Source organism: Bradyrhizobium sp. (assembly GCF_049519115.1).
Taxonomy (GTDB): Bacteria; Pseudomonadota; Alphaproteobacteria; order Rhizobiales; family Xanthobacteraceae; genus Bradyrhizobium.
The window spans coordinates 78,832-105,293 of sequence record NZ_JBEKRB010000004.1 but is presented as its reverse complement, the minus strand read 5'-3'; the positions used below and the strand labels follow the sequence as shown (position 1 = coordinate 105,293).

28 protein-coding genes and 1 pseudogene are annotated in these 26,462 nt (G+C 61.7%); 10 read left to right on the top strand and 19 right to left on the bottom strand.

Annotated features, from left to right (window positions below):
• Positions 1-283: 283 nt before the first annotated feature.
• The 7 genes from ABSE61_RS05605 to ABSE61_RS05575 all read left to right on the top strand — a co-directional run bounded on the left by ABSE61_RS05605 (position 284) and on the right by ABSE61_RS05575 (position 8,361).
• Complete coding sequence (locus ABSE61_RS05605; protein WP_423870088.1) at positions 284-1,393, top strand: BMP family ABC transporter substrate-binding protein; 1,110 nt, start codon at positions 284-286, stop codon at positions 1,391-1,393.
• A 43-nt stretch (positions 1,394-1,436) separates the two neighbouring features.
• Positions 1,437-3,029 (top strand): ABC transporter ATP-binding protein, encoded by a 1,593-nt coding sequence (locus ABSE61_RS05600; protein ID WP_423870087.1) that lies wholly within the window; start codon positions 1,437-1,439, stop codon positions 3,027-3,029.
• Positions 3,030-3,031: 2 nt separating this feature from the next.
• Complete coding sequence (locus ABSE61_RS05595; RefSeq protein WP_423870086.1) at positions 3,032-4,084, top strand: ABC transporter permease; 1,053 nt, start codon at positions 3,032-3,034, stop codon at positions 4,082-4,084.
• Positions 4,085-4,119: 35 nt separating this feature from the next.
• Positions 4,120-5,055: an ABC transporter permease gene (locus ABSE61_RS05590; RefSeq protein WP_423870085.1), complete on the top strand. Its 936-nt coding sequence runs from the start codon at positions 4,120-4,122 to the stop codon at positions 5,053-5,055.
• The gene (locus ABSE61_RS05585; RefSeq protein ID WP_423870084.1) at positions 5,055-6,458 is read left to right on the top strand and encodes an 8-oxoguanine deaminase; all 1,404 of its coding nucleotides are present in this window, start codon (positions 5,055-5,057) and stop codon (positions 6,456-6,458) included. The genes ABSE61_RS05590 and ABSE61_RS05585 overlap by 1 nt, the downstream gene beginning before the upstream one ends.
• A 30-nt stretch (positions 6,459-6,488) precedes the next feature.
• Positions 6,489-7,346, top strand: coding sequence for an aromatic ring-hydroxylating dioxygenase subunit alpha (locus ABSE61_RS05580; protein WP_423870083.1), 858 nt, complete (start codon positions 6,489-6,491; stop codon positions 7,344-7,346).
• 61 nt (positions 7,347-7,407) lie between these two features.
• Positions 7,408-8,361, top strand: a complete 954-nt coding sequence (locus ABSE61_RS05575) for an isopenicillin N synthase family dioxygenase (protein ID WP_423870082.1) — start codon at positions 7,408-7,410, stop codon at positions 8,359-8,361.
• 40 nt (positions 8,362-8,401) lie between these two features.
• Here the strand turns inward: ABSE61_RS05575 and ABSE61_RS05570 are convergent, their stop codons facing one another.
• Genes ABSE61_RS05570 through ABSE61_RS05550 form a run of 5 tightly spaced genes read right to left on the bottom strand, consistent with a single transcriptional unit; the run spans position 8,402 to position 13,470 of the window.
• Entirely contained in the window at positions 8,402-9,427 is a 1,026-nt protein-coding gene (locus tag ABSE61_RS05570) for an aromatic ring-hydroxylating dioxygenase subunit alpha (protein ID WP_423870081.1), read from the bottom strand.
• A gap of 19 nt (positions 9,428-9,446) precedes the next feature.
• Complete coding sequence (locus ABSE61_RS05565; protein WP_423870080.1) at positions 9,447-10,808, bottom strand: amidohydrolase family protein; 1,362 nt, start codon at positions 10,806-10,808, stop codon at positions 9,447-9,449.
• Positions 10,805-11,605, bottom strand: a complete 801-nt coding sequence (locus ABSE61_RS05560; RefSeq protein WP_423870079.1) for an ABC transporter permease — start codon at positions 11,603-11,605, stop codon at positions 10,805-10,807. The genes ABSE61_RS05565 and ABSE61_RS05560 overlap by 4 nt, the downstream gene beginning before the upstream one ends.
• A complete protein-coding gene (locus ABSE61_RS05555) occupies positions 11,602-12,468 on the bottom strand; it encodes an ABC transporter ATP-binding protein (protein WP_423870078.1) in 867 nt (288 codons plus the stop codon). The genes ABSE61_RS05560 and ABSE61_RS05555 overlap by 4 nt, the downstream gene beginning before the upstream one ends.
• A gap of 9 nt (positions 12,469-12,477) precedes the next feature.
• The gene (locus tag ABSE61_RS05550; protein WP_423870077.1) at positions 12,478-13,470 is read right to left on the bottom strand and encodes an ABC transporter substrate-binding protein; all 993 of its coding nucleotides are present in this window, start codon (positions 13,468-13,470) and stop codon (positions 12,478-12,480) included.
• A 292-nt stretch (positions 13,471-13,762) separates the two neighbouring features.
• Here ABSE61_RS05550 and ABSE61_RS05545 point away from each other — a divergent pair, with 292 nt between their 5' ends.
• The gene (locus ABSE61_RS05545) at positions 13,763-14,149 is read left to right on the top strand and encodes a RidA family protein (RefSeq protein WP_423870076.1); all 387 of its coding nucleotides are present in this window, start codon (positions 13,763-13,765) and stop codon (positions 14,147-14,149) included.
• Here ABSE61_RS05545 and ABSE61_RS05540 read toward each other — a convergent pair.
• The 5 genes from ABSE61_RS05540 to ABSE61_RS05520 are packed head-to-tail and all read right to left on the bottom strand — an operon-like array spanning position 14,146 to position 18,166.
• Positions 14,146-14,730, bottom strand: coding sequence for an NAD(P)H-dependent oxidoreductase (locus tag ABSE61_RS05540; protein WP_423870075.1), 585 nt, complete (start codon positions 14,728-14,730; stop codon positions 14,146-14,148). The two genes, ABSE61_RS05545 and ABSE61_RS05540, sit on opposite strands and share 4 nt — an antisense overlap.
• Before the next feature lie 2 nt (positions 14,731-14,732).
• Entirely contained in the window at positions 14,733-16,088 is a 1,356-nt protein-coding gene (locus ABSE61_RS05535; protein ID WP_423870074.1) for an FAD-binding oxidoreductase, read from the bottom strand.
• Positions 16,081-16,899: a cysteine hydrolase family protein gene (locus ABSE61_RS05530; RefSeq protein WP_423870073.1), complete on the bottom strand. Its 819-nt coding sequence runs from the start codon at positions 16,897-16,899 to the stop codon at positions 16,081-16,083. Before ABSE61_RS05530 ends, ABSE61_RS05535 begins: the two co-directional genes overlap by 8 nt.
• A 3-nt stretch (positions 16,900-16,902) precedes the next feature.
• Positions 16,903-17,322, bottom strand: coding sequence for a cupin domain-containing protein (locus tag ABSE61_RS05525; protein WP_423870072.1), 420 nt, complete (start codon positions 17,320-17,322; stop codon positions 16,903-16,905).
• Positions 17,323-17,350: 28 nt separating this feature from the next.
• Entirely contained in the window at positions 17,351-18,166 is an 816-nt protein-coding gene (locus tag ABSE61_RS05520; protein WP_423870071.1) for a creatininase family protein, read from the bottom strand.
• A 163-nt stretch (positions 18,167-18,329) separates the two neighbouring features.
• On the opposite strand from ABSE61_RS05520, the gene ABSE61_RS05515 reads away from it, so the two are divergent.
• Positions 18,330-19,232 (top strand): LysR family transcriptional regulator, encoded by a 903-nt coding sequence (locus tag ABSE61_RS05515; RefSeq protein ID WP_423870070.1) that lies wholly within the window; start codon positions 18,330-18,332, stop codon positions 19,230-19,232.
• Positions 19,233-19,412: 180 nt separating this feature from the next.
• Here ABSE61_RS05515 and ABSE61_RS05510 read toward each other — a convergent pair whose 3' ends face one another.
• From ABSE61_RS05510 to ABSE61_RS05490, 5 genes and pseudogenes are all read right to left on the bottom strand, one after another.
• Positions 19,413-20,363, bottom strand: coding sequence for an HlyD family secretion protein (locus tag ABSE61_RS05510; protein WP_423870069.1), 951 nt, complete (start codon positions 20,361-20,363; stop codon positions 19,413-19,415).
• Positions 20,350-20,991 carry an ABC transporter permease gene (locus ABSE61_RS05505; RefSeq protein ID WP_423870068.1) on the bottom strand — a complete coding sequence of 214 codons (642 nt, stop codon included), beginning with the start codon at positions 20,989-20,991 and terminating at the stop codon, positions 20,350-20,352. Before ABSE61_RS05505 ends, ABSE61_RS05510 begins: the two co-directional genes overlap by 14 nt.
• Positions 20,992-21,163: 172 nt before the next feature.
• Positions 21,164-21,556, bottom strand: a pseudogene (locus ABSE61_RS05500) (ABC transporter permease); the annotation flags it as partial.
• The gene (locus ABSE61_RS05495; RefSeq protein WP_423870160.1) at positions 21,525-22,412 is read right to left on the bottom strand and encodes an ABC transporter permease; all 888 of its coding nucleotides are present in this window, start codon (positions 22,410-22,412) and stop codon (positions 21,525-21,527) included. The gene ABSE61_RS05495 and the pseudogene ABSE61_RS05500, both read right to left, overlap by 32 nt.
• Positions 22,409-22,666 carry a hypothetical protein gene (locus ABSE61_RS05490; protein WP_423870067.1) on the bottom strand — a complete coding sequence of 86 codons (258 nt, stop codon included), beginning with the start codon at positions 22,664-22,666 and terminating at the stop codon, positions 22,409-22,411. Before ABSE61_RS05490 ends, ABSE61_RS05495 begins: the two co-directional genes overlap by 4 nt.
• A 332-nt stretch (positions 22,667-22,998) precedes the next feature.
• On the opposite strand from ABSE61_RS05490, the gene ABSE61_RS05485 reads away from it, so the two are divergent.
• Positions 22,999-23,268 (top strand): hypothetical protein, encoded by a 270-nt coding sequence (locus ABSE61_RS05485; protein ID WP_423870066.1) that lies wholly within the window; start codon positions 22,999-23,001, stop codon positions 23,266-23,268.
• A 138-nt stretch (positions 23,269-23,406) separates the two neighbouring features.
• On the opposite strand, the gene ABSE61_RS05480 is transcribed toward ABSE61_RS05485, so the two are convergent.
• The 4 genes from ABSE61_RS05480 to ABSE61_RS05465 all read right to left on the bottom strand — a co-directional run bounded on the left by ABSE61_RS05480 (position 23,407) and on the right by ABSE61_RS05465 (position 26,461).
• Positions 23,407-23,886, bottom strand: a complete 480-nt coding sequence (locus ABSE61_RS05480) for a hypothetical protein (RefSeq protein WP_423870065.1) — start codon at positions 23,884-23,886, stop codon at positions 23,407-23,409.
• 49 nt (positions 23,887-23,935) lie between these two features.
• The gene (locus tag ABSE61_RS05475; protein ID WP_423870064.1) at positions 23,936-25,000 is read right to left on the bottom strand and encodes a ketopantoate reductase family protein; all 1,065 of its coding nucleotides are present in this window, start codon (positions 24,998-25,000) and stop codon (positions 23,936-23,938) included.
• Between the two features lie 85 nt (positions 25,001-25,085).
• A complete protein-coding gene (gene cbbX, locus ABSE61_RS05470) occupies positions 25,086-26,039 on the bottom strand; it encodes a CbbX protein (RefSeq protein ID WP_423870063.1) in 954 nt (317 codons plus the stop codon).
• On the bottom strand, positions 26,036-26,461 hold the full coding sequence (locus ABSE61_RS05465) for a ribulose bisphosphate carboxylase small subunit (protein WP_423870061.1): 426 nt from the start codon (positions 26,459-26,461) through the stop codon (positions 26,036-26,038). The genes cbbX and ABSE61_RS05465 overlap by 4 nt, the downstream gene beginning before the upstream one ends.
• Position 26,462: the final 1 nt, after the last annotated feature.

Genomic DNA, 26,462 nt, shown 5'->3' with positions numbered 1-26,462 from the left:
TTCGCCCGAAGCTCCCTGCACATAAATCGATCAAACAGCACCAGACTCGGCTTATCCCGCCAGTGCCTTGGCAAGACTTGGCTTTTCCTTTTAGACGGCCGAAAAACCGCCCGTCAAGTGTTGCGTTTAGCGCATCCGGGGCGACAGCTATTGCGCTCTATCCGGAACAGGGCTCGTCTGAAACAATTTTTCGTTTTGTGCCTGCTTGGCACAAGAGTTGCCTGACATTGGTCAACTTGAACAACCCATTTCGTTCGCGCTGCATAACCCGAAAGGTCCGACCATGATCGATTTGCGTAACCTCTCCCGCCGCGGACTTTTAAATCTCGGCGCTGGCGCCGGCACGTCGTTGGTATTGCCGAGTTTGATCCGCCCGGCGAGCGCCGCCACGCCGCTTCCGGCAGTTCCGGAAGACAAGGCCGTGATCGCCTTCGGCCACACCGGACCGGTGGCCGACGAAGGATGGACCTGGAGCCACGATCAGGGAATGAAGGCCGTGCAGGCCGCCTTCCCCAAACTGAAGACCGTGTTCGTCGAGAGCATTCCCTACTCCGCCGACGCGACGCGTACCTTCCGCCAGTTCGTCTCGCAGGGCGCCAATATGGTGTTCGCCACCTCGAACTACGGCGACTTCCTGTATGACGTCGCGAAGAAATCGCCCGACGTCGCCTTCTACGAGTGCGATGGCCGAAACCCGCTCGACAATCTCAGCACCTATTACGTCGCCCACTGGTATCCGACCTATGTCACGGGCGTGGCCGCAGGCCTGATGAGCAAATCCGGCAAACTCGGCTATGTCGGTTCGTTCCCGGTGCCTTCGGTGTTCTCCGGCACCAACGCCTTCCTGATGGGCGCACGCAGCGTCAACCCCAACGCCACAATGCAGGTTATCGCGATCAACTCATGGTTCGACCCGCAGGCGGCGACGCAAGCCGGCACGGCCTTGATCGACAACGGCGCCGACCTTGTGTTCGGCATCATGGACGAAGCCGGCTACTTGCAGGTGGCGGAAAAGCGCGGCGCCAAGGCAGTGATGTGGAACACGGATATTCGCCGGTTCGGGCCCAAGGCCTACGTTTCCTCGATCGTCATCGACTTCAAGAAGTTCTACGTCGATCAGGTTCGCGCCCGGCTCGAAGGAAAATGGGTGCCGACGCAGACCATCCTGCCGATGGGAGGCGGTGTCGATCGTGACGCCTGGGGCGAGACGGTGCCCGAAGAGGTTCGCAAGCAGGCCGACGCCGCGCGCGAGAAAATCGCCGGCGGCTGGAGCCCGTTTGTCGGCGAGATCAAGGACTCCAAGGGAAATGTGAAAGTGCCCGCCGGCAAGAAGATGACCGAATCCGAGCTCTACAATTGGGACTGGTCGATCGATGGGGTGAGGGGCATCTGATCGTCAGCCCGGCGCAGGACCGCGCCTCCACCAGAGACGGCCGATGAGTGCAGCAACCAACACTGTCGCGGGGCGACCTCCGGGAACGCCCCCGATCGTGCTTCTCAAGGGTATCTGCAAGTATTTTCCGGGCGTCGTCGCCAATCAAGACATCAATCTCGAAGTGTTGAGCGGCGAGATTCACGCGCTGCTCGGCGAAAACGGCGCCGGCAAATCCACGTTGATGAACATCCTCACCGGCATTTACCAGCCCGATGCCGGTGAGATCATCGTCGACGGCTATGCGAAGTCCTTTGCCTCTCCGGTCGAAGCGATCGCGGCCGGGATCGGCATGGTGCATCAGCATTTCAAGCTGGTGCATGCGTTCACGGTCGCCGAAAACATCCATCTCGGATGGGGAGAAACCCCGGCAAAGATCAGCGCCCAGGCGCTGGAGGCACGCACCGCCGAACTCGCCGGCGCACTGAATCTCGCCGTGAAGCCGGATGCGCGGGTCGAGGATCTGTCGACCGGCGAGCAGCAACGGGTCGAAATCCTGCGGGTGCTGGCGCGCCAGGCGAGGCTTCTGATCCTGGACGAGCCGACTGCGGTGCTGACGCCATCCGAAGCGCGCGAATTGTTCAAGGCGCTCCGCGAATTCGTCTCCCGCGGCAACGCCGTCGTCTTTATCAGCCACAAGCTCGACGAAGTGCTGGAAATTTCTGACCGCATCACCGTGCTCCGCGGCGGACGCAAGGTCGCCACCGAAGAGACCGGCAATTGCACGCATAAGAGTCTGGCAAAGCTGATGGTCGGCCACGAGATCGTTCTTAACGACTTGCGCGGACGCGCGGCAGGCGCCGCCTCGCTGTCCCCACAGGTAGTGCTGAGCCTGCATGAGGTGTCGGCGCATGACGATCTCGGCAATATCGCGCTGAATAGCGTGTCGCTGGAGGTGCGCGCCGGCGAGATCCTCGGCATCGCGGGCGTGGCCGGTAACGGTCAGAAGGAACTCAGCCAGGTATTGACGGGAATGCGGCCCATCGTCTCCGGGCGCATCGAAGTCGGGGAGAAAGACTTCACCGGGCAAAGCGCCGAACAATTCGCCGCCTTCGGCGTTGGCCATATTCCGGAAGACCGCCTTCACAGTGGGCTAGCGCCCGCGCTCAGCGTCACCGACAACGCGGTGATGCGCGAATACAAGAAACCGCCGGTCTCGATCGGAAGCTGGTTCCGGCCGCGCGCCGCAACCGCGCTCGCCGAGACCATTGCCACTGCTGCGTCCGTTGCGGTCCCCGATTTCGGCATGCCGGTGCGCAATCTGTCGGGCGGCAACCAGCAACGGCTGGTCGCCCGCCGCGAAATGCGCATTGCCGGCAAGGTATTGATCGCGGCCTATCCGAGCCGCGGCCTCGACGTCGGCGCGATCAACACCATGATGCGATACTTCGTCGAGCTGCGCGATGCCGGTTGCGCCGTCGTCCTGATTTCGGAAGAGTTGGAGGAACTACTCAACCTTTCCGACCGCATCGCGGTGATGTTCCATGGCCGCATCATGGGCATTGTCGAGGGCACATCAACGGACATCGAGGAAATCGGACTGTTGATGGGCGGCCAGCGGACAACGAATCCTCCCCTCTCAGTCGCGGCGAACTAAGCTTGGCCGTCCGTCTCCAATATTTTCCCTCGCCGCAGCCCGCCGTCGCCTTGTTGGCGCGCGGGCTTGCGATCGTGCTGGCGCTGGTCTGTGCGGGCTTGGTGCTCGCCGCCTTCGGGGCCAATCCGATTCAACTCGCCTCAAAGGTCATCCAGTCGACCTTCGGATCGAGCTTCGGCTTGCAGGATGTCAGCCTGTTGGTCACGCCTCTCATCCTCACGGGTCTGGCGGTTGCCGTCGCGCTCAAGGTCGGCGCATGGAATATCGGCGCCGAGGGCCAGTTCTATGCCGGCGCCTTTGCTGCCACCGGCATCGGGCTTTTCATTCCCGGGCCGACGATCGTGATCCTGCCGCTGATGTTTGTCGGTGGCGCGCTTTGCGGTGTGCTCTGGATCTTGATCCCGACGCTGGCACGCGCCTATGCCGGCGTCAGCGAACTCATCACGACGCTGTTGCTGAATTTCGTCGGCACGTTGCTAGCTTATTATGTCTCAACCGGGCCGTGGCTCGATCCGGGTGGCCATGCGCTTGGAACCACCGCACGCGTCCGGCACAACGTGCCGGAAATCTGGGGCGACGTTCACTGGGGATTTCCGCTGGCGATCGTGCTGACGCTCGTGGTCGCCGGCGTCCTGAATTTTACCCGCTGGGGATATGAAGTGCGCCTTGCGGGCTCCAACGCGCAGGCAGCACTTTATGCCGGTATCCCGTTTCGCCGCCATCTCATCACCGTGATGCTGCTCTCCGGCGCCATAGCAGGAATCGCGGGAATGCTGGAGGTGGCCGGCACCGTGCACAGGTTGCAGGGCGGCATCTCCAACAATTTCGGTTATCTTGGCATCATGGTCGCGGTGCTGGCGCGCGGCTCGGCGCTCGGCGTGTTGGCGGGCGCGGCCCTGATGGCGGTGATCCTCAATTCCGGAATCATCCTGCAGACTCAAGGGATCAACACTTCGACGGTGCTGGCGATCACCGGGTTGATTTTGTTCTTCACTGCGATCGGCGACGAACTCGCGCATTATCGTCTCGTGCCGATCGAGACCGCCAAGAAATGACGACGAAGAGATAAGGCCAAGGGATAAGGCTTCGCATGGACATCATCGCGGGACTTTTGCAGACCTCGATCCTCGCCGGCGGCGTGCTGGCGCTGGCCGCGCTCGGCGAAGTGCTGTCCGAGCGCGTCGGCGTCGTCAATCTCGGCGTCGAAGGCCTGATGGCGCTCGGCGCCATCACGGCGATCGCGATCGTTACCGCCTCGCCCAATCCCGCATTCGGCCTGATCGGCGCGCTCGGTGTCGGTTTTGTCGTCGGCATGATTTTCGCCAGCGCGACCGTCGTCCTCAGGGCCAATCAGGTGCTTTGTGGCCTCGCGCTGACGCTGATGGGCACCGGACTCGCCGCCACCATCGGCAAGGCCTATTCGGGGATGCCGGCGAAGGCCACCTTTGCGCCGGTCGAGATTCCCTATCTGAGCGACATTCCGCTGCTCGGCCGCGCGTTGTTCACGCAAAATATCCTGGTCTACCTGATCTATATCGTGCTGCCGGTCGCGCTGCATTTCATCATGTTCCGCACCCGTCACGGCTTGAACCTGCGCGCGGTCGGCGAAAATCCTGCCGCGGCGGATGCGGCCGGTATCTCCGTGCAGAAATTCCGCTTCTGGTATGTCGCGGCCGGCTCGTCGCTCGCGGCCGGCGCGGGGGCTTATCTCACACTGGCCTTCGTGCCGTCGTGGTCCGAGGGAGTCGTCGCCGGCCGCGGCTGGATCGCAGTCGCGCTCGTGATCTTCGCCGGCTACCGGCCGATCAATGCGGTTCTGGCCGCGCTGTTGTTCGGCGCCATCACCTCGCTCGGCTTCGTCGGACAAGCGCGCAACTGGCCGATCGCAGCTCCAATCCTGTCGATGCTGCCTTATCTCGGCACCATTGCCCTGATCATCATGCCCGTGCTGGCCTGGCACCGCGTGCGACGGCTGATGGCCGCGCCCGCCGCGCTTGGCGAGCCTTATTACAGGGATGTCCGCTAATGAGCACGCTCCTTGTCAAGAATATCGAACTGCTCGCCACGTTCGATGACGGGCGCCGCGAGATCAAGCACGGTGCGATTTTTGTCCGCGATAACGTCATCGAGGCGGTCGGCTCATCGGCCGACATCGGCGCAAGACAAGCGGACCAGACGCTAGACCTTTCCGGACATGTGGTGATGCCGGGCATGGTCAACATCCACCATCACATGTATCAGACCCTGACGCGGGTGATGGTGCAGGACGACGAGCTTCTGGTCTGGCTCAAGACGCTGTATCCGATCTGGGCCAAACTCGATGACGACGCGATGCGGATATCGGCCGGCGTCGCCATGGCCGAGCTGATTCAGTCCGGCTGCACCACGACCTCCGACCACCTCTATATTCTTCCCAACAACTCGACGCTCGATAGCACGATCGAGGCGTCGCGGGCGATCGGCATCCGGTTCCACGCCGCGCGCGGCGCAATGTCGCGCGGCGAAAGCCAGGGCGGCCTGCCGCCCGACAGTTGCGTCGAAAAGGAAGACGCCATCCTGAAGGACTCCGAGCGGCTGATCCATCGCTACCACGACAATTCGCGGCATGCGATGAACCGGATCGTGCTGGCGCCCTGCTCGCCGTTCTCGGTGACGCCGAACCTGATGCGGGAGGCGGCCGCGCTGGCGCGCCAGCATACCGGCGTGCATCTGCACTCGCATCTCGCCGAGGAACTGTTCGAGGAAAAATATTGTCTCGACGTCTACGGAATGCGGTCGGTCGAATTTGCCGAATCCGTCGGCTGGCTCGGGCCCGATGTCTGGTTCGCGCATTCGATCTTCATGACGTCGGATGAAATCAAGCGTTTCGCGGCGACCGGAACCGGCGTGGCGCATTGTCCTTCCGCCAACATGCGCTGCGGCCAGGGTATCGCCAAGATCCGCGAGATGCTCGATACCGGCGTCAAGGTCGGCCTCGGGGTCGACGGTTCGGCTTCCAACGACACCTCCAATCTGTTCATGGAGGCGCGGCTAGCGATGATGCTTCAGCGCGTGGCGCCGCATCACTATCTGTCGGAGAAGCCCGGTGGCCGTGGCGGATTCGGCGGCACGCCGAAGGCGCTCTCGGCGCGCGAGGCCTATGAGATGGCGACACGGGGTGGCGCTGCAATTCTCGGCCGCGACGATATCGGTCATCTGGCGCCCGGCATGAGCGCCGATTTCATCGCCGTGAGGCTGAACCAGCTCGGCCTGTCGGGCACGCAACGCGATCCCCTGGCAGCGCTGTTGATGTGCGGCCCGTTCCGGGTGGATTATTCCTTCATCAACGGCAAGGAGATCATCCGCAAAGGTGAGTTTGTTGCCTTCGACGTCGAGGCGGCGATGGCCGATCATGCCGGTGTGATGAAGCGGATCTACGCGGACACCTGATCGATGACCTCTTCGGAGTAGGAGTTGCGCATGCAAAAGACAGCGGATAAGGCCGCGCTCGATCAGTGGTACTGCATCGAGCAGTTGCAGGAGATCGCCGTCGGGCGCACGACCAATCGTTTGCTCGGCACCGATCTTGACGTCGTTCGCAATGATCACGACGACATCACCGTGACGATCGCCGGGCTCGAGACGCCGTTGCCCACCCGGCAACGCTATGGCTGTCTGTGGACCACGCTCGGAACACCGGCAACGGACTTGCTGCCGGTTCCGGAAGCGGACGAGACCGACCGGCGCGTGATCGTTTGCGGAGCGATTTCGGTCAAGACCTCCGGTCTTCGCATCGTCGAGAACTTTCTCGACATGGCGCATTTTCCGTTCGTGCACACCGACATTCTCGGCGCCGAACCTCACACCGAGGTCATGCAGTATACGACCGAGATCCGCCGCGAGGTCGACGAGGTGTGGGCGACGAATTGCCAGTTCTTCCAGCCGCAGGCGGCGTTATCGGCGACCGGCGGCATCATGACCCAATATATGTACCGCGTCGCCAATCCGTTCGCGACGATACTTTACAAGACTTGCCCCAACGCCGCCGACCGCTGGGACGTGATCTGCCTTTTCGTGCAGCCGCTCGATCCGGACCGCTGCCGCGCGCATCCGATCATGTTCCTGATCGACGACACGTCTGACCTGACCGATCTGGTTCACTTCCAGCAGCTGATCTTCCTGCAAGATCGCATCATCCTTGAAAACCAGCGCCCGGCGTTGCTGCCGCTCGAACCTCGTGCCGAGATTCCAACCCGCGCCGACGCAACGTCGATCGCCTATCGACGCTGGCTGAAAGAAAAAGGCGTCACCTACGGCGCCCAGATCAGAGCGGAGTGAAGTCAAAGCGGAATGATGATCGGAACCAACTCTATCGTCGACAACCAGTGAGGACGTATCCATGAACTCCATTCCCGTGATTGACGTCGCTCCGCTGCTGGACGGCTCCTCCGAGAAAGCCCAGACTGTCGCAGATGCCCTTGGCCGTGCTTGCCGAGAGGTCGGCTTCTTCTACGTCACCGGACACGGCGTTCCCGCTTCTCTGATGGCCAAAGTGTTCGAAGATTCGGCCGCCTTGTTCACGGCACCAGCGCCGGTGCGCGACGCGGCCTCGTTCAGCGGCGCCAGCGGAAACCGCGGTTACATCCGGCTCGGCGGCGAGAGCCTCGATCCGGACAAACCTGCCGACGTCAAGGAGGCCTTCAACATCGGTCTCGAACTCGCGCCCGACGATCCGGAACTGCTCGCCCGCGCACCGTTCCGATCGGCCAACCTGTGGCCGGAGCTGCCGGGCTTTCGTGACACGATGCTCGATTATTTCAATCGCGTCTGGCGATTGGGATGCGATCTGCATCACGGCTTCGCACTCGACCTTGGACTTGAGCGCGACTTCTTCGAGACCAGCCTCGACAAACCGATCGCCACGCTTCGCCTGCTTCATTATCCGCCGGTCGAAGGCCCCCAGCCCGATGGTCAGCTTGGCGCGGGCGAGCATACCGACTACGGCAACGTCACCTTGCTCGCGACCGATGCGGTCGGAGGCCTGATGGTCCGCGATCGCTCGGGCCGCTGGCTCGATGCGCCTGTCGTGCCCGGCGCCTTTGTCTGCAATATCGGCGATTGCCTGATGCGATGGTCGAACGACGTCTATGTTTCGACCCCGCACAAGGTGGTCAGTCCGCCGAACAAGGACCGCTATTCGGTCGCGTTTTTTCTCGACCCCAACCCGGACGCCATGGTGGCGTGTCTGCCGACCTGCATCACCCCTGACCGGCCGGCCAAATATGCCCCGATCACCGGCGCTGATTTCCTGCGCTCGCGGCTCGAGCCCACCTACGCTGCGAAGGCGAGCTGAATTATATCCGGGTTGACCGGCTGATCCGCAGGCCTCGGGCTCACGCCACGCGCTCCCTCGGTAGTTCCACTTCGTCATGCGCGCGCAGCAATTCCAGTAACTGCTTGCGCATGATCATGCCGGGCCGGTCGGACGGCATGTGCATCTCGATCTTCCGGCCCATGTCGACAATGGCGTCGGGATCGGTGGATTCCAGCATGTCGCGATCCTCGGCGATGATCGCGGCATCCCAATCGATCAGCTCCTTCGTCGAGCAATCGGCTTCGGTGTCGTTGCGGAACAGCAATTGAACGACCTGGATCTGGCCGTCCGAAATCGGGGTCGCGCAGTTGAAGATGATGTGGCGAATGCCGGAGGGATATTCCATGTCGAGGCGCCGGCAGAACGGGATGAACCATTTGTTGCGCTGATGACGTTTGGTGGTCGGCTGCGTCGTGCCGGTGATCCGATAGGCACCGGGTGGATTGCGAACCGTGATGATCGTCTCGGCATCGAAGCCGTCATCGTTCTCGGTGATCTCGTATTTCTCGGGCTTGGGCTGATTGATATCGCCGAACGTGCCCTTATGAACAAAGGCGAAGTGCGCGTTGTCGAAAGAGTTCTCCATCAACCGCAGCGCGGCCGTGTTCCATTTTTCGTAGAACTGGTTGATGCGGCGATAGCCCGGCGTGCTGTCTTCGGGAATGTCGGGAATATCGCTCAAGGGCTCATCGAGCGCGACCCAGACATAACCATAGCGGGTCTTGGCGCGGAACGAGCGCGCCTTCGCATCAGGGATCGCTTGCTCGAACGGAAATTGCGGGATCATCACCAGCTTGCCGTCGCGGTCATATTCCCAGCCGTGATAGCCGCAGACAATGTTGCCGTTGTTGCACCAGCCCTTCGACAGCTTCGCGGTCCGGTGACAGCAGCGATCCTCCAGCGCGGCCGGTTCGCCCTTGGCATCGAGAAACAGCACGATCGGTTCGCCCAGAAGCGTGAAGGGTTTTGGCCCGTCCTTGAGATGTTCTATCGGCATCAGCGCGTACCAGAAACGGCGTAGCACGGGTTGCTTGGTGTTGAGCATGGTATTTCCTCCGCGTTCGTCAAGCCGCCAGCCGCGTCACGACACGCGCGGCATCCGATTTCAGTTTTTGCAGGTCGAGCCCCGGAATGGCGCCGTCTTCGACAACGATGCGTCCTCCGATGAGAAGATAGCGGAGCTTCGCCGACCCTCCGCAGGTCACCGGCGCGATCAGGGGATCGTGCATGCCGAAATGCCGGGGTTCATCGAGGTTGAAGATCGCGACGTCGGCCTGCTGGCCGACCGCCAAGGTTCCGACATGGGGCATGCCGAGCACGCGCGCGCCGCCTGCGGTGGCCCAGTGCACAACGTCTTCCGCCGTCACCGCGCCTGCGCCCTTCGTTGCGCGATGGGTATGCCAGGCGCTGTGCATTTCGCAGAGCATGTCGGCCGCTTCGTTCGAGGCTGCGCCATCGACGCCGAGCGATACCGCGCCGCCGAGCCGCGCCAGCGCGTCGGCAGGCGCGATACCCGAACCGAGGCGGCAGTTGGATTGCGGACAATGCGCCATGCCGGTGCCGGTGCTTGCGAGAACGCGCACCTCATCTTCATCGAGATGCACCAGGTGAGCAAACCACACGTCGTCGCCGAGCCAGTCATGCTCGGCCAGCCAATGCACCGGACGCTTGCCGTGAACCGACAGGCAGAAATCGACATAGTCGGTGCTCTCGGAGAGGTGGCTGTGCACCCGCACCCCCATCCGGCGCGCGGCTGCGATCACTTCCTTGAGCTCGCCGGGATCGAGTGACCAGGTCGGCGTGGTCGGCGCCAGCGCGACCCGCGACAGGCCACCAGGCGAAGCGTCGTGGAAACGCTGAGCGCAAGCTTCGACCGATTGCAGCATGCGATCGAGCGTTTCAACCGGCTGCGCCGGGTCCTGATCGTTCATGACCTGGCGAGCCTTGGTGGCGCCGCCGCGGCAGAACACAAGGCGAAGCCCAAGGCTGCGCGCGACCTCGAAGATCACCTGTGCCGGGTCGTACCGGAAGGTATCGCTGAAAAGATAATGATGATCGGCGACCGTCGTCGTGCCCGACAGCAACAGCTCCGCTAGCCCGATGCGGGCCGCAACCGCCAGCGCTTCCTCGTCGAATTTCGACCAATAACTATAAGGCACCGCGTGCAGCCAGCCGGCGAGCGGCAGGTCGATGCCGGACCGCACGCCCTTCAAAACGCTCTGGAACAGATGATGGTGGGTCGAGATCAGACCGGGATAGACCACGCCACCGCGGGCATCGAGCCGGAGTTCGCCGGGCACAGGCTCAAGCGTGCCGATCTCGACGATCACGCCATCGCGGATCCGGATTTGACCGGAGCTGCGCATTGCGGCACCCGGAAGGCCGGTGAAGATGCCGGCAGCGTTGTCGATCAGCATCGCGCTCATGTTTCCGCCCTCGTCTCGCTTTCGTGCCAGTTCGACAAGGCAAGCTGCGACAGCGCCACCATGGCCGCAAACAGCACCACGCCCGTCAACGTGATCAGGAAAAGGGCTGCGAACATGCGCGGAATGTCGAGCGTAAATCCGGCATCCAATATCTCATAGGCAAGCCCCGACGAGCGGCCGCCGGTTCCCGCCACGAATTCCGCGACCACCGCGCCGATCAGCGCCAGGCCACTCGAGATCCTTAAACCCCCGAAGAAATAAGGCAGCGCGCCGGGGATACGAAGCTTGATCAGCGTCTTCAGGCGGTTGGCGCGATTCATCCGGAAGTAGTTGGCAAGGCCCGGATCGACGCTGCGGAGGCCAAGCGTGGTGTTGGAGATGATGGGAAACAGCGCCACCAGCGTCGCGCAAATCGTCAGTGAAAGTTGGGTGTTCTTGACCAGGATGATGATCAGCGGCGCAATCGCAACGACCGGCGTCACCTGCAGCAACACCGCATAGGGAAACAGGCTGACCTCAATCGCGCGGCTCTGGACGAACATGAAGGCAATCAGCGTGCCGAGCACGACGGCCGCGACGAACGCCTGCAACGTCACGCGCAAGGTCACCAAAAGCGCGCGCAGCAGTGAGGGGCCGTTTTGCACGAGGCTTGCGAAGATGTCGCTCGGCTTGGGAAAGAGATAGACCGGAACCGACGCCATCCGGAAGCCGCCCTCCCACAACGCACACAGCACGATGCCGACCGCGACGGGCGCGGCGATGCGAACAAACGTTTCGGATTCAAGCAGTGGCTTCACGATGCGCTTCCAGGCGAAGCAGTCCCGGTGGAAGGCAGCGAGGCCTCGGCAAGCCAGGTCGACAGTTCGCGGCAATAGGCAGCAAATTTGGGGCTGTCGCGAAATCCCTGATCGCGCGGCTGCGGCTGGTCGATGGTCATGGTGCGGAAGATGCGGCCGGGATTGGCCGCCATGACGATGATCCGGGTCGAGAGGAACACGGCCTCGTAGATCGAATGCGTGACGAAGACCGTCGTCAGCTTGCGTTCCCACCACAGCTTGACGAGGTCGTCGTCGAGCTTGTTGCGGGTGAATTCATCCAGCGCGCCGAACGGCTCGTCCATCAGAAGCAGATTGGGGTTCGTCACCAGAGCTCGCGCGATCGAGACGCGCATCTTCATGCCGCCGGACAGCTGCCGCGGAAAATGCCGGTTGAACGCGGAAAGGCCCACATTCGCAATCGCATCCATCACCAGCGGATCGGCCTTGGCATTCGGCATGCCGGCAAGCTCAAGTGGCAGCCGTACATTGGCCTCGACCCGCGCCCAGGGCATCAGGGTTGGCTCCTGAAACACGAAGGCGAGGCGACGCCCTGCCTCTCCCACATGCGCGAAGTCGCCGCGCCACCACAACAGCCGGCCGTCGGAGGGCTCGATCAGACTGGCGATCAGCTTGAGCAGCGTGCTCTTGCCGCAACCGGACGGTCCGATCAATGTCAGGAATTCGCCGTCGGCGATCGCAAGATCGATCGGCGCCAGCCCGCGCGTGCCGTTGCTGAAGACCTTCTCGGCCGACAGCACCTCCACGGCCGGCGGCCGCTCGCTGGACGCCGTCATGGGCCCTGCGTTTTCATCGAACGGCTCAGCGGGCAACAGCGCGTTCATGCCCGTCCCTCAATTCATGATCTTCAGGTCCTTGACGAAGCGATCATCGAAAGCCTTGTGCCAATCGACCTTGGCGTCGAGCAGGCCGCCTGCGACCATGAAATCGTAGATCTGCTTGTAACGGCCCACGGTGATGATGCCAACGCCGAGCGTTGCCGCGTCGCCGCGGTCGATCGCCTTCATCTCCTTCATTTTCACCAGCGCAAACTCGATCTGCCCGTCGGTCATCTTGGGATTGTCGGCCTTGATCAGCGCGTTGCCGGGGCCCGGATTCTTCATATAGTCGCGCCAGCCTTCGAGCGATGCCTTGACGAAGCGCGCCACCACGTCCGGCTTCTCGGCGATCATCTTCTCGGTGGTGACGATGGTCGAGCCATAGGGCGGATAGCCGCCATCGGCGAACAGGAAGAACTTCACCTTCTCGTTCTGCTGCTCGGCCTGATACGGCTCTGAAGACGGGTAGGCCTGCTGGGCCATGGTCTTGTCGGCGAAGAACGGTTGCAGGTTGAAAGTGTAGGGGCGGATCTGGTCGTCGGTGTAGCCGTATTTGGCGCGCAGCCACGGCCAGAACGTCGAGCGCGACGAGCCGGCGATCAGGATCGGCCGACCCTTGAGCGCGGCGAGATCCGCCACGTCGTCATGGGCCATGATCCCCTGCAGGTCGAACTGGAACGAGGACGCCACCGTCACCAGCGGCAGATTATGCTCGCGGCCGTTGAGAACCTGGATATCGTAGCCCATGATGAAGTCGGCTTCGCCACCGAGCAGAAGCTGCGTTCCGTTCACCTGCGGACCGCCCATCTTGATGGTCACGTCGAGACCGGCCTTGTCATAGAGCCCGCTCGCCTTGGCCTGGTAGAAGCCACCATGCTCGGCCTGCGCGAACCAGCTGGTCAGGAACGTCACCTTGTCGGCGGCGAGCGCCGGCGTGAGAGTTGCGGCCACGGCCACAGTCCCCACCAGCGCGGTTGCGATCATCCGGGACAGGATTTTCATCGCCATATTGGGCACCTCTGAATCGCGCTGGCTTCGTCCGGCGAGCGCTGGGAAGAGACGTTCGGAAGCGGCTGTCAAGGACGACTGCCGTCTTCGCGAGATGCGAGGATGCACAGGCTCGCTGTCGCCTCAAAGCATTTTTATTCGAGCGATACGTTGCCTTTCAGGCAACGCCTTTTTCATGGGCAATGGGTGCAAAATCATCGATGTTGCGCGCCAGCCACCTTCGCAAATTTTCCGATGACGAAAACGTTGGGCCGGCCTAGCATCCGGCAAACCTTTGCGGAGCGATTTACTCTTGCGCGCCCTCTCCCCGTCTTCGATCTCGCGACCCTTCGCACGATATAGCCACGGCATCGCGGTGCCGGCCGGACACAGGCTGGTGGTCACCTCGGGCCAACTCGGCATCGGCGCCGACGCGCAAGTTCCCGCCGATTGCGAAGCGCAGGCCGAGCTTTGTTTTACGAATATCGCAGCCATCCTCGCCGAGGATGGGATGACGCTGGCGGACGTGGTTCGCCTGAACGCCTATGTCACCGGCCGCGAGCATATGGCCGGCTATATGCGGGTGCGCGACCGGCAATTTCCGGGGACTCCGCCCGCTTCGACCCTGATGATCGTCACCGGCTTCACCCGGCCGGAATTCGTGGTCGAAATCGAAGCGATCGCCGCCGCGCCAAGCTAGAAGCGGCGCATTTCGCGGCGGACCTTGGCCAGAAAACGCCCGCGCTTTTCAGCTGTGGCGACGTTCATGTGATAGAGCGCGTGATAACGGACTCTCGTATTTTTACCCGTGAACCACGGCAGATAGCGCTTGATGATCCGGCGCGGCGGATCGGACATGCCGATCGCCTGCCAGCGCGGCCTGCCATAGGTCGTAATTCCACTAATGCCTTCGATATGTTGCAGCATCGGCCTGGCGTGGCCGGGATCGGAAAGGTCGAGCGCAATGCCAGGACCGAACATGCGATCGAACCAGCCTTTGAGCATCGCGGGCGGCCCAAATGACCAGGTCGGAAATTGCACGACCAGCGCGTTCGCCGCCATCAACCGGTCGGCATAGGCTTCGTTGTTGCGCCGGTTGCGCGCGGGGTCGTGGTAATCGCGGCGGCGCTCGGCGGTCAGGACGGGATCGAAACCTTCGGCATAGAGATCGAGCAGGTCGACCTCGTGGCCGGCTTCCGCTAACCCCGCCAAAGCCTCTTTGCGGATGGCGGCATGAAAGCTGTCGTCGAGCGGATGGCAGTAGACGTAGAGCACGCGCATCTTTACGGCCTGGAACTGACAAAACTCCGCATCTTGCCGGGGTTCAGGAGGCCGTGCGGGTCGACCTCGTGCTTGAAGCCGAGTTGATCGGCGTCCGCTCGCTTGTACCGGCTGCCATCTTCGACCGTGTAGACATGCGGGTTTGCGATATAGACGCCGCGCTGCTCGTGCAGCGAGATGATCTCGTTGAGGCGATCGGCATCGTTGTAGCGCACGACCGGTAGTCCACTACAAGTGACGCGGCCGCCAAAGCGGATGAACTCCAGATGTTGCAGCACCTCGTCTGGAAAAATCTCGCGCATCTCGGCGACTTTTTCCAGCAGCCGATCATGCGGATAAAGACATTGCAGATAGGTCACGCTGCGGTCGGACTTCAGCACCTGCAATGTGGTGTGGTTCCAGGTGTATTCATACAGCGGGACCTGGCCCGGGCTGTCGTCGGTCGGCGATTCCAGCGTGATCGCGCCGCGGCTGCCCAACAACGCCTTGAAGCTTTCCAGCGAGGCCTCCGCGATCATGGCGATCAGGATACTCTTGCCGTCAGGACAATGAGGCTTTAGCGCACCGAAATAGGACGGCAGCGGCCAGGTGATCGGCGCGAGCAGCTTCTTGACCAGGCCGTCGGCGAGCGCCGCTTCAAAGCCGAACGCGGCCGCGTCCATGAACTCGTCGAACGCGACCACGACATCGATCCATTTCCAGGCGGGCGCGAGCGGCATTTCCAGCACCGTGATGATGCCAGTCGTGCCGTAAGCGCGGTTGATCTTTTGCGCGGCGTCACCACGCAGCTCGATCACGCGCGGTTCCTCCTCCATGGTGACGATACGCGCCGCCAGAATATTGCCGTGCTCGCGCAAACCGCCATAGGTGACGGAGCCGACGCCGCCAGATCCGCCCGCGACAAAGCCGCCAATGGTGGCGGTGCGTTTGGTGGAGGGGTGCATCCGCAGTTCAAAGCCGGACGTTTGCGTCTCAGCGTCGATCGCGTTCATCTTGGCGCCCGCGCCGACGCGCAAGTGGCCCGGCCTGACCCACTCGATGTCAGTCAAGGCCGAGATGTCGAGCAGCACGCCGCCTTTCAGCGGCACCGCCTGACCGTAATTGCCGGTGCCCCCTGCCCGCACCGTGATCGGCACACGATGCCGCGCGCAGGCTGATGCGGTGCGGATGACATCGGCCTCATTGCGTGGCGCGACGATGAGATCGGCCGACTTGCCGTCGAGTTGCTCGTTCAGGATCGGACTGTACCAGAAGAAATCGCGCGAGCGCCGGCGCACGACCTTGGATTCGGTGATGACCGGAATGTCGCCGAGATCGGCGATCAAAGCTTCGAGCGTATTCAACTGAACATCACTCACGTGGCGTCTCCGCATTCGCGAGTGCGGAAACAATCGCATCCGATTGGACGACAAAGCCAAAGCACTGCTGGACGTTATAAAGGGTCGCGGCCATGCAATAATCCGGCGATGTTGTGGCGGCGCAGTCTTCGAGCAGCAGACAGTCATAGCCGCGGAAATTCGCATCCTGCAGCGTGCACAGCACGCACTGATCGGCATTCACGCCGGCGAACAGCAAGGTGGTCACCGCGAGGTTGCGCAGGATGCTGTCGAGTTCGGTATCCTGAAAGCCCGACATCCGATATTTGGCGACATGGATGTCCGACGGATCGATCGCCAGTTCGTCCACAATGGCCGCCGACCAGCTGCCACGTTCGAGCACTTTGGCACCGGAGCCCGGCAAGGCGTCGCCGAGCCCAACGCCGGCGCCGCTCGGATTATAGACGTGCAACAGCGCGGGGCTGAGATTGAGCCGGTCCGGGCGGTTGCCCCAGTTGAGCCAGATGACCGGCACGTCGTGGCCGCGCAACGCGGGCAGCAAGCGCTGGAGCGGCGCGATCGGCGTTCGCGCCGCGCTGACATCCACGCCGATATGCGCAAGCCAGCCGTCGGGATGACAGAAATCGTTCTGCATATCGACGATGATGATGGCGGTATGAGCGAGATCGAAAGTGATTTGCTTGTTGGCCGTCGGCACCGCAAGCGGCCGCGGCGGGACCAGCCGCCGCACCAGATCGGCGGTCGCTTCCGAAACCATCCAGCGATTGCGGTTACTCGGGCCGAGAGGCCGCAAGTGTTCATTGTCCTGGCCGGGATGTGACCGGGCATCCATCGCCTACAGTCCTGCGAGGATACGGATGTCCTCCGTATCGAGTTCGACCGGATCGCCGCCACGAATTAATTCCGAAAAGCCTTCGTTCGGCGTCATCACCGTTAAAGTGTAGAGCTTGCCCGCGCCGGTGTTTTCGATCACATGCTCTGATCCCGGATGCAGCAGCAGCGAGTCGCCCTTGCGGATCGGCACGGCCTTGCCGTCGCAGCGTGCAATACCCTCGCCATGCAGTACATGAAAGAATTCGTGCGCCGCTGCATGCTCGTTCGGTGGCGTGGCGCCGCCGGGCCGAAAAATCTCGACCACGAAGATATTGTTGATCGCATCCGTCGCCTGATCGAACAGCATCACGAAATAATTGGTGTCCTTTGGCGAAATCCGGAACGCCTTTGCTTGTGCGAGCGCAGCAACACTGAATGGCATGCGACTGTTCCTTTTGAAGCTTATTCGCTTACGCGCCGTCGAACGCGGTGCGCGTCCTCAACCGCGACAATGGATAGTTGCTGATCTCCTCGACGAGCTTCACCAGCCCTCCGGCGGCGCGCTCGACCAACTCTTTGCCAAGCTCCGCGGTGGCCTTGGCGGCATTGCCACTGGCGCCCGAGAGATGCAGATCCTGCGCCTGCCAGCCGAAATAAGCCGCACCTCGACCAAGCAATTCCGTTTCGCGCTCGACCTCGACCGTGACAGGCGAGAAATTCTCCACACGCGCCAGGTCGACGAGTTCAGGGTACAGATGCAACATCATGCTGGTCTCGATCTGGCCGCCATGAATGCCGTGCTTGATCTCGGCCGCATCGAGCAGATCGCGCATATCGATCAGTTGCGGCCACATCGCGCTTGCGGCAAACATGCCAAGCTTGACCCGCAGGTCGCGGCACACGATTTCCGCCACCTGCGGCTGGCCGCCATGGGAGTTGAAGAACAGGATCTTGCGCAGGCCTGCGCGATGCACGCTCGCGCCAAGCTCGTACCAGACCCGGCCCAGCGTCTCATGCGACAGAGTGAGCGTGCCCGGAAAGGCGAGATGCTCGTCGGACTTGCCGACCGATGTCATCGGAAGCACGAGCGCCGGGCAGCCTTGCGGCATCAGTTCAAGCGCACGAGCGACGATGCCGGCATTGATCGCGGCATCGACCCCGACCGGCAGATGCGGCCCGTGCTGTTCGACGGCCCCGACGGGAAGGATCGCGACCGTCCGCTCGGCATCGAGCGAGGCAAAGTCACGGGTCGTTAAATCCCACCACCAGCGAGATTTGAGAGCCATCCCTGAACCGAAATCTTTCAGCGGGTTTCCCCGCGATCTGTCCTGATGGAGCCGATGTTGCACGCCTCCCTCATCGCTTGAAAGCACCTAGATTCGGCAGATCCGTTGCCTTTTAGGCAACGTGACGGCATTCTGGGCGCCGACCCTTTTGCGAGCCAGGACCGTGTTGCACAGCCGATTATTGAACTATATCGATGAAGTCGCCCGCACCGGATCCATCCGCAAGGCGGCCAGCCACCTCAATGTTGCGGCCTCCGCGATCAGCCGACAGATTTTGGCGCTGGAAACCCAGCTGGGGACACCGATCTTTCAACGGCTTCCGAAAAAGCTGATCCTGACCGCAGCCGGCGAAGTTCTGATCGGCCACGTTCGCCAGACGCTGAAGGAACTGACGCGCGCGCAGGGCAAGATCGAAGAGCTAAAGGGCCTGCGGCGCGGTGAGATCACCGTCGCGATGATGAGCGGGCTGGCCTCAAACCTCGTCCCGGGCACGGTGAAGGAGTTTCGTGTTGCCAATCCGCGGGTCAAGCTCAGCCTGACGCTGTTCAACACCGGTGAAGAAATCCAGCTCGCCGTCGCCAATGGCGAGGCCGACCTCGGGATCGGCTTCGACTTCACCAAGGACGGCAATCTGAAGGTGCTGGCCCGCGCGGTCGGCCGGCTCGGGGCGGTGATGGCGCCGAACCATCCGCTCGCCAAGCGCACCAGTATTCGCCTTGGCGATTGTATCGACTATCCGCTTGTGATCGCCGACAGCAGCAGTGCGATCCGGCCCTATCTCAATGCCGCCTTCACCCGCGCCGCCATCGACCTGCAGCCGGTCATCGAGACCAACGCCATCGAGATCATGCGCCACGCCGCGATACTGAACAACGGCATCACGTTCCTGACGCCGTTCGATATCGAATTCGAGCGGCGCGCCGGACGCCTCGTCTATGTGACCGTCCGCGAGCTTGCCAATGATGCACAGGCGCTGATGCTGATCGGCCACGAGCGCGGCGGGAGCGCCATTGCGAGCGTGCTCGCTGAAATGCTCAAGGTCATGATGCGTGATGCTGCGGGATAAAGATATTCTCCGGTCCCAGTCAGCGGTTTCGCTTCAATCTTTCAACGCTGCATAAGCAGATTCATCAGGACGCCCCTTTGCGCAATCGCGGGAACCGTCAGGCCGAGAGAGACACCGCCCGCCCAAAGCGCTTCGCGAAGGCCTGCGCGAGTCCGTGTTGTCAATGCTCAACCCAGACAGTCATGCCGGTTCAAGGTCTGCCGGCTGTGCCAGCGGATCGAGCCGCATTCGCAGCGTGTTGCGGTCATGATCCCCAATAACCCGCTCGGCCTGCCAGGTTGCGAACGTTCCGAGCGGCCGCAGTCCGGTAACGACACTCTTGATCGCCCCACCCGTGCCGCTTCGCATCACATCTACGGCTTTTCCAACCGAGAGACCGTCGAGATAGTCCTCGCGCACGTTGAACGAAAGCCATTGCTTGCCTGCCGCTTCGACCATCAGGATCGGTTGGCCTGCACGAACGTTCTCGCCTACTTCTGCGACGACGACGCTGACGACACCGTCAGTTGGAGCGCGCAAGATCATCTTTTCAAGGCGGCGCTCGAGCACGGCCACTGAGGCGGCTGCGGCCTGCACCTGCGCGTCGGCGATCGTGCGTTCCTCCCGCGTCGGGCCCGCCACCGCCGCGTCGTAGTTCGCCTGCGCCTCCGCAACATCAGCGCGCGCGCTTGCAGCATCATTTTCGGCCTGGTCAAGCGCCTGCTGCGACTCGAAGCTCTGACGTGCAAGCGTGCTGGTCCTTGTCAGCTGGGCCTGGACATATTCAAGGCGGGCATTCGCCTTGGCTATCCCGGCTTTCAGCGAGTCGACCTGCTCGCGACGAACGCCGACATAGACGTTGTTGCGGTTTGCCGTTGTCGATGCGAGGGCGGCGCGCGCCTGATCCGCTTGTGCGGTCAATTCCACAGCGGAAAGCCTCGCCAGGATATCGCCCGCGTGCACATGCGAGCCCTTCTCGACTGCAATCGACACGAGTTGGCCGTTCACCTCCGGCTCGACCCTGACTTCTGTCGCGCGCACGACGCCAACGATTGCGGGCGCCGGTCCGGAACGGCGCGCGGAATAGATCAAAACGCCGGCGACCAGCACGAGCGCGATCGCAGAGATGGCGGCACGCTTAGCCACGCGCATTTTCTTGCCTCCTTTTGACCGCGAGCGCCGAGATCACGGCGAGTGCGAAATAGGCTAGCGTCAGACACCATAGCCCGAGCCAGTCATGCGCGACCTCCCAGATCCCGGCACCGAGCTGGTTGATGCGGACGAGGCCATCGATCGCGGAGTCTGCGGGGAACAACTGGCCCAGCGCGGTGGCGGCTTCGGGGATTGCCTCGCGCGGCCATGCGAAGCCGGCGGTGAAGAACTGAGGCAGGCTGGTCGCAAGCAGGAGAATGGTCGCGTTTTCCGGCCGCTTGAACCAGGCTCCGATCGCCTGTCCCATGAAGCTCGTCGCCAGCAAAAAGACGGTTCCGAGCGCGAAGAGTTGCGGAAGATGACCGAGCGTCGAAAAGCCATAGATACGTGGCAGCACGATGAGATAAAGCGTGAGCGCCGGAAGGTAGACGGTCAGATGGGCGATGCCGCGGCCCAATACGCTGGTAAACGCCCCGCCGGCCTTTGCCAGTGCGCTGCCGGTCAACATCGCCGCCCCGATCAGCAGTGTTTGCTGCAGGATCAGCACAAACGCCGCCGGAACGACATAGCTCCCATAGCCGCCCACGGGGTTGAAGATCGGCTGCAGCAGAACGTCGGCCGGGCTCAAGCTCGCCAGTTTCGCCTTGACGAGGCTCCCGTCGGAGCGCGCCTCGCGAAACGAGATCGGACGTCAATGACCCGACGGCCGCGACCACGCCGCTTGCGGTCGACCTGAATATGAACAGGTAGGTGGCATCCGCGTGGATCGGGATGTGAGCGGTGATGCCCTTGAGTACGTCGCGCTCGGTGCCCGGCGGGATTTCGACGGCGGCAAAAGCCTCTCCACGATCGATTGCGGTGCGCGCCTCGGCAAGTGTGCGGGCTCGAACCACAACGCTCAATGCTCCACTCGCATCCAGCACCTCGACAATCTGCCGGCTGATATCGCTCAGATCGTTATCGACGACAGCGATCGGAAGCTTGCGCAGGATCTGGTTCAGGTAAGGTTTCGGATAATAAACGCGGTAAATCAGGGGAGCCAGGATCAGCAAGGAGAAGGCGCTCTTTGTTCCGAGCACGCGGCGCCACTCCGCCTTGAAGGCGCCGCCGATGCCTCGCGACACCTCGCTGATATCAGGTTGTTCGGGAGGTGGTTTCGCCTCAAACCGGCCTTTGCACTTCAGGCTTGCCATGCGCAGCAATGCGAGGTCGGCAAAGAGCACGGTCAAGCCCGCAAGCGCGGCGAAAGGAACAGCCGACTCCGAGACCGGCAATCCGCGCGCCGCTTGTCCGAGCAAGACGGCCATGTACCAGCGCAGCGGCAGGATCGCGCTCCAGCCTTGCGCAAAACGCGTTCATGCCGACAGTCGGAAAGCCGACGCCGGCATAACCGAATGCGGGAGAGACGAAGAGACCCGCAAGCCCCAGTCCCGATGCCAGATCGCCGGCCAGAAGCTGCAGCAACAGCGACAGATGGGCAACAATCAGCAGGGAGGCGGCAGCCACCATCAGCGGCAGTTCTCCCCTGAAGGGGATTTTCAATACGCCCTCGAGGAAGAGCGCTTCGGCCAGCATGATCAGGAAGAAGATGCCAAACAGCGGCGCGAGCTTGCCAACCAGCGCGACGACCGGATCGCCTCCGGCGCTTTCGAGCCAGGCCCGCGCGTCGCGGCGGCGGAATTCGGACCCGACGGAATAGCCGGCGGCCAGGGTGATCACCACGTGAATGATCATCGGCAGCAGGGCGCGCAGCAGGAACTGCGCGTAGTTTTTCTGCGGATTGACAAGCGCGATGGTCTCCCCGGTCAGCGTTCCGACCGTCACAGCCGCGGGAGCGGCGAGATGGGCGGGAGCCACCGCCGCTGCCGCGGCCGAAAGCGTGTCGCTCAGGCCTGAGGACGCAATGCCGGCCGCGGTCAAAAACTGCTGATTATAGAAGCCTACGACCTGCGGGCGGCGCTCGGCCTTCAGATCGCGTTCGAAATCCGGCGGAATATAGATTGCCGAGATCGCCTTTCCGGACCGGATATCCTGTGCGGCCGTCGTCAGGGTGCCGGAGCGGTCGACGATATGCAGACTTGGAGAAGCTGCGACGTAAGCGCGGCGATGTCCAGCCGTGTTGCATCGGCCTCGCCCTGGACCAGCAACGGTTCAGGCCGCAACAGATAGAACACGGATAGCGCGACGACGACAGCCACAACGACGCCGACGATGATGGAGGGAGTGCGTGCCACCGTATTCTCCTGGCCTCCGGCTTCGGGCGCCTTGGGCGTGCTTTCGTTTTGCGTGTTGGGGGCTGGCATGTCCATCCTTGCGACGTTTTGGACAATCCGCGTCTTAATGGATTGCAAGAATTTGCCACAATTTCGATGCGGCAATCAACCTTTTGGGAGACACAGGGTCATGACCCCACCGGACGGCGACTGCGAATCTTCTCGTGGGGCAGACATAACCGAGTGCGGCAAGTCTGTTACGTCATTTTCCATAACACCAGATTATGTCACATGATCTGTCGCCGACAGCCGTCGGCGCGGACATTCCTTGACCTTCCGGCCGCGGACCGGTGCCGTCTCGAAGCTGTTGAGCTGCCCGATGAGGAGCGTGCACGGCTCACGCGCCAACGGGACGACGCGGTGTGACAGCTGGTCGTGGCCGACAATGCCTCCGCGCAAGCCTGTCGGCCTATAGCGCTGCAAATGCGCTTGCCGCGGCTGCACAAACGACATTCGGCAGTGCGCTTGCAAGCTGCCGCAATCGTGTTGGCTCGACCACGGATCTCAACATTGCGCAAACCCGGCTTCTGCAAGCGCGATACGCGTCGACCGATGCCTACAGCACGGCCTTGTCCGCGGCTGCGACGCCGGCGCTGGCCGCTGGCGCTGGCCGCTGGCGCTCCTGGCAGTGATGAATTCGCATTGCATCTCTATGTTTGCAGCGACGCAAACATCGGACGCTTTCCTGCGAAATCGCTGAAAATCGCAACTTGGCGCACAAAATCGCAGGATTAGTAGCGGGGCGGGCGAGCCCGCCGCTTCGTTCAGGATCAATCGGGAAGCCGTGTCAGGCGCGGCCGCCATACGCCGAGGATCACGTTTGCTGTTGCCACTGCAAGCATCACCCAGAGCGAACTCCATTCCGCACCCAGCGATGCCGCGAGAGTAGCTGGGTCGACTTCGTGGGCCAAAGCGCGGGCGCTTAGTTCTGCTTCCTGTTGCATCGGTCCCTGAACGGCCGCAAAACCCCACTCAAAAACCAGCATACCCGAAGCAAGCTTGGCCCAGGCCCACCAGGCACTTTGATAAGCGCTGTTGATGCCCATGGCGAGTAAGCCGGCGACTAATATCAACCCGAGCGAAGGGAGAAATATCCAAGTCGCAATGCCGCCCATCGCCGCGCGCATCAGCGCATATTCCGAAAGCGAAGCCGGCGCCGGAGTGAAGCTGAGCAATACGAGCAAGCACGCCATCGCGCCCATGAACCCGATCGCTCCCATCGTATGCATGAATTTTATAAATCGTCGCATCGTATCTGGACGATACCGTGTGATTTTCCAAAATCCGTCGCCGACCCGATCATAACGCGCCGGATCCACCCTCTACGATCTTCTCGTTGAGCTTTTGATCGACGATCTGGACCGTGTGGTCGATCTCGTCATTGGGTACGCCGAGCTCATGCGAAATCAACTTCACGAGCAAGTCTACGCGCTCGATGAAAGGTGCTCCGTTAGCCACCGCTCGCGCCGCTGAAGACGGTTTGAGAAGGCTTTCTGCCGCTTTGGCATATTTCTCGAAAGGCACCTGGTCTTTCGGATCGGCGCCCAAGCGCCGAGCGATGGCATCCACATGCTGATAGATCGATTGCGAAAGTTCCAGATCATCGTGCACCGCGTCTCGGATCGATTGCGGCTCGTGCAGAGTGATGCAACGATAATTTCCGGTCAATAGCATCGACCATTTTGCCAAAGGCACGAAGAGCGAATCGAATACTTTGAGCTTCACCGGAACGTCCTGGCCGTCCAGCCTCACCGCGTCGACGTCGGCTTCCAGCTCCCGAAGCAGAATGTTGTGACTCTCTTCTGCGAATGCCGCTGCCTTGAAGTTTGTCGGGAGGCCGACATGAAGCACGTTCGGCGCCGCTTCCGGCGGCCGGAAAGCCTGCGGATCAGGCGAGCAAAGCGACACCAGCCCCGGCTTGAAACGTTCCCACACCCGTGCGTTGGTGTAGGCTTCCTCCAGATCCATTTTCGCCAATGCCGGGATCCGTTTGAGATAGGGCAACGGCGGCATATTCATGATCGAAAGGCAAGGTAGCTTCGCCTCGGCGATTTTAATCATCAAAACCCGAATCGTATGGTTAGTGTATTGCGGCTCCTGCATGGCAAGACCGACCAGATCATAACGAGAAAGATCGACGTTAGCAGGCGTCGTGGCGTCCAGGCGTCCGGGTAGGTCGCGCGAAAAGATCGCCCGGTGCGTCGCCTCATCACGTAGTTTGATGCGGACTTCGGTCCCGTCGCGATTGATGAGCTCTGCGGTCTTGTTCCGGCAGACCAGGGTCACGTTATGGCCCGCCATGAGCAGTTTCGTCGCCAGCAAAGAGCCGTACGAGGCTCCAAGGATCAGAATGTTACGCGCCATGCTCTCTCTTCCACCACTCATCCTGGATAATGCAGTCAGAGGCTCGAATACGGACGCCGATATCGTTCGTTTCTATCGAGATCGCTCAGGGTTCCTTTCGGCTAATCTCAGCCATTGAGTTGTACGAAAATACCCTGCTTGCCAATACGTCAGACGATTCCAGCGACATGATGTCGTCGGCGGTGAGTATGCGATCCAGATCGGCGACCAAACGGTTGGCCTGGCGCAGCCGCATGCGGTCGAGCGCGTTGCGGATCGAGCGTGCATTGGAAAACAGCGGCTGATTTTTACGCAAGGTGATGTAGCGGACGAAAGCTTCGCGCGCATCGGGACTGAACTTGTAATTCATGTCTCGCAGCATCAGCTCGGCTATGGCAAGCAGCTCAGCATCGGCGTAATCGGGAAAATCGATGTGGTGCGCGATCCGTGAGCGAAAGCCGGGGTTGCTCGCGAAGAACTTGTCCATGCGATCGCCATAGCCGGCGAGGATCACCACCAGGTCTTCGCGCTGCGATTCCATCACCTGCAGCAGTATCTCGATCGCTTCCTGGCCGTAATCCCGCTCATTGTCGGGCCGATGCAGATAGTAGGCTTCGTCTATGAACAAGACGCCTCCCATCGCCTTCTTCAGGATTTCCTTGGTCTTCGGCGCTGTGTGGCCGATATATTGCCCGACCAGTTCATCACGCGTCACAGACACCACCTGCCCGCGGCGGACGAAGCCGAGTTTGTGGAGAATACTCGCAATCCGCAGTGCCACCGTTGTCTTGCCAGTACCGGGGTTTCCAGTAAACGACATGTGCAGCGTCGGCACATCCGACGTCAGGTTCATGCGTTTGCGAATGCGCTCAATCAGCAGCAGCGAGGCGATCTCCCGAATGCGGGTCTTGATCGGCTTCAAGCCAATTAATTCACGATCAAGCTGATCGAGGACCTCGCCGATGCCGACCTCGTTGAACTCGCGACGCAAGTCGACCTGCTCCGGCGGCGCCTCGGTCGGAGCGGGAGCATCGACAGGTGAACTGGCCAGCGCGCTCACTTGCCACCGTAACGCGAGCCTTCGGGACGATCGACGGCATAGGATTTCGTGGTGTAACGGATACTACGGCCATCGACTTCCTGCCGTTCCAGATGAAATCCCGGCTCCTCCTTCGGGCGGTTGACAACGAATGACAGCTTGACGGATTCCCAGCCATGGCTGGAATCGAACGCCGACATGCGGATGTAGCGGTCGCCATAGACCTTGCGGCACTCATTGAGCTCCATCAGGATGCCAGCGGCATCGCGCAGATCGAACATCGGCAGCCCCCACATGTCCCAATAAGTGTTACGCGGGTGCGGATCGTCGGTGAACTCAATATTCACCGCCCAACCCTTTTCGAGGCAATACTGGACCTGGGCGGTGATCTGTCCATCGGTCAGATCTGGAAGAAAGGAAAAGCAGCCTTGGGTCACTCTCATC

Excerpts from the sequence above, each read along its gene's own strand:
- ABSE61_RS05540 (WP_423870075.1), bottom strand. The coding sequence starts at position 14,730 with ATGCGCGTGCTCTACGTCTACTGCCATCCGCTCGACGACAGCTTTCAT.
- ABSE61_RS05525 (WP_423870072.1), bottom strand. The coding sequence starts at position 17,322 with ATGCCATTCAGTGTTGCTGCGCTCGCACAAGCAAAGGCGTTCCGGATT.
- ABSE61_RS05580 (WP_423870083.1), top strand. The coding sequence starts at position 6,489 with ATGCAAAAGACAGCGGATAAGGCCGCGCTCGATCAGTGGTACTGCATC.
- ABSE61_RS05480 (WP_423870065.1), bottom strand. The coding sequence starts at position 23,886 with ATGCGACGATTTATAAAATTCATGCATACGATGGGAGCGATCGGGTTC.
- ABSE61_RS05575 (WP_423870082.1), top strand. The coding sequence starts at position 7,408 with ATGAACTCCATTCCCGTGATTGACGTCGCTCCGCTGCTGGACGGCTCC.
- ABSE61_RS05520 (WP_423870071.1), bottom strand. The coding sequence starts at position 18,166 with ATGGCTCTCAAATCTCGCTGGTGGTGGGATTTAACGACCCGTGACTTT.
- ABSE61_RS05590 (WP_423870085.1), top strand. The coding sequence starts at position 4,120 with ATGGACATCATCGCGGGACTTTTGCAGACCTCGATCCTCGCCGGCGGC.
- ABSE61_RS05565 (WP_423870080.1), bottom strand. The coding sequence starts at position 10,808 with ATGAGCGCGATGCTGATCGACAACGCTGCCGGCATCTTCACCGGCCTT.
- ABSE61_RS05600 (WP_423870087.1), top strand. The coding sequence starts at position 1,437 with ATGAGTGCAGCAACCAACACTGTCGCGGGGCGACCTCCGGGAACGCCC.
- ABSE61_RS05605 (WP_423870088.1), top strand. The coding sequence starts at position 284 with ATGATCGATTTGCGTAACCTCTCCCGCCGCGGACTTTTAAATCTCGGC.
- ABSE61_RS05510 (WP_423870069.1), bottom strand. The coding sequence starts at position 20,363 with ATGCGCGTGGCTAAGCGTGCCGCCATCTCTGCGATCGCGCTCGTGCTG.
- ABSE61_RS05490 (WP_423870067.1), bottom strand. The coding sequence starts at position 22,666 with ATGCCAGCCCCCAACACGCAAAACGAAAGCACGCCCAAGGCGCCCGAA.
- ABSE61_RS05465 (WP_423870061.1), bottom strand. The coding sequence starts at position 26,461 with ATGAGAGTGACCCAAGGCTGCTTTTCCTTTCTTCCAGATCTGACCGAT.
- ABSE61_RS05555 (WP_423870078.1), bottom strand. The coding sequence starts at position 12,468 with ATGAACGCGCTGTTGCCCGCTGAGCCGTTCGATGAAAACGCAGGGCCC.
- ABSE61_RS05475 (WP_423870064.1), bottom strand. The coding sequence starts at position 25,000 with ATGGCGCGTAACATTCTGATCCTTGGAGCCTCGTACGGCTCTTTGCTG.
- ABSE61_RS05530 (WP_423870073.1), bottom strand. The coding sequence starts at position 16,899 with ATGGATGCCCGGTCACATCCCGGCCAGGACAATGAACACTTGCGGCCT.
- ABSE61_RS05585 (WP_423870084.1), top strand. The coding sequence starts at position 5,055 with ATGAGCACGCTCCTTGTCAAGAATATCGAACTGCTCGCCACGTTCGAT.
- ABSE61_RS05570 (WP_423870081.1), bottom strand. The coding sequence starts at position 9,427 with ATGCTCAACACCAAGCAACCCGTGCTACGCCGTTTCTGGTACGCGCTG.
- ABSE61_RS05550 (WP_423870077.1), bottom strand. The coding sequence starts at position 13,470 with ATGGCGATGAAAATCCTGTCCCGGATGATCGCAACCGCGCTGGTGGGG.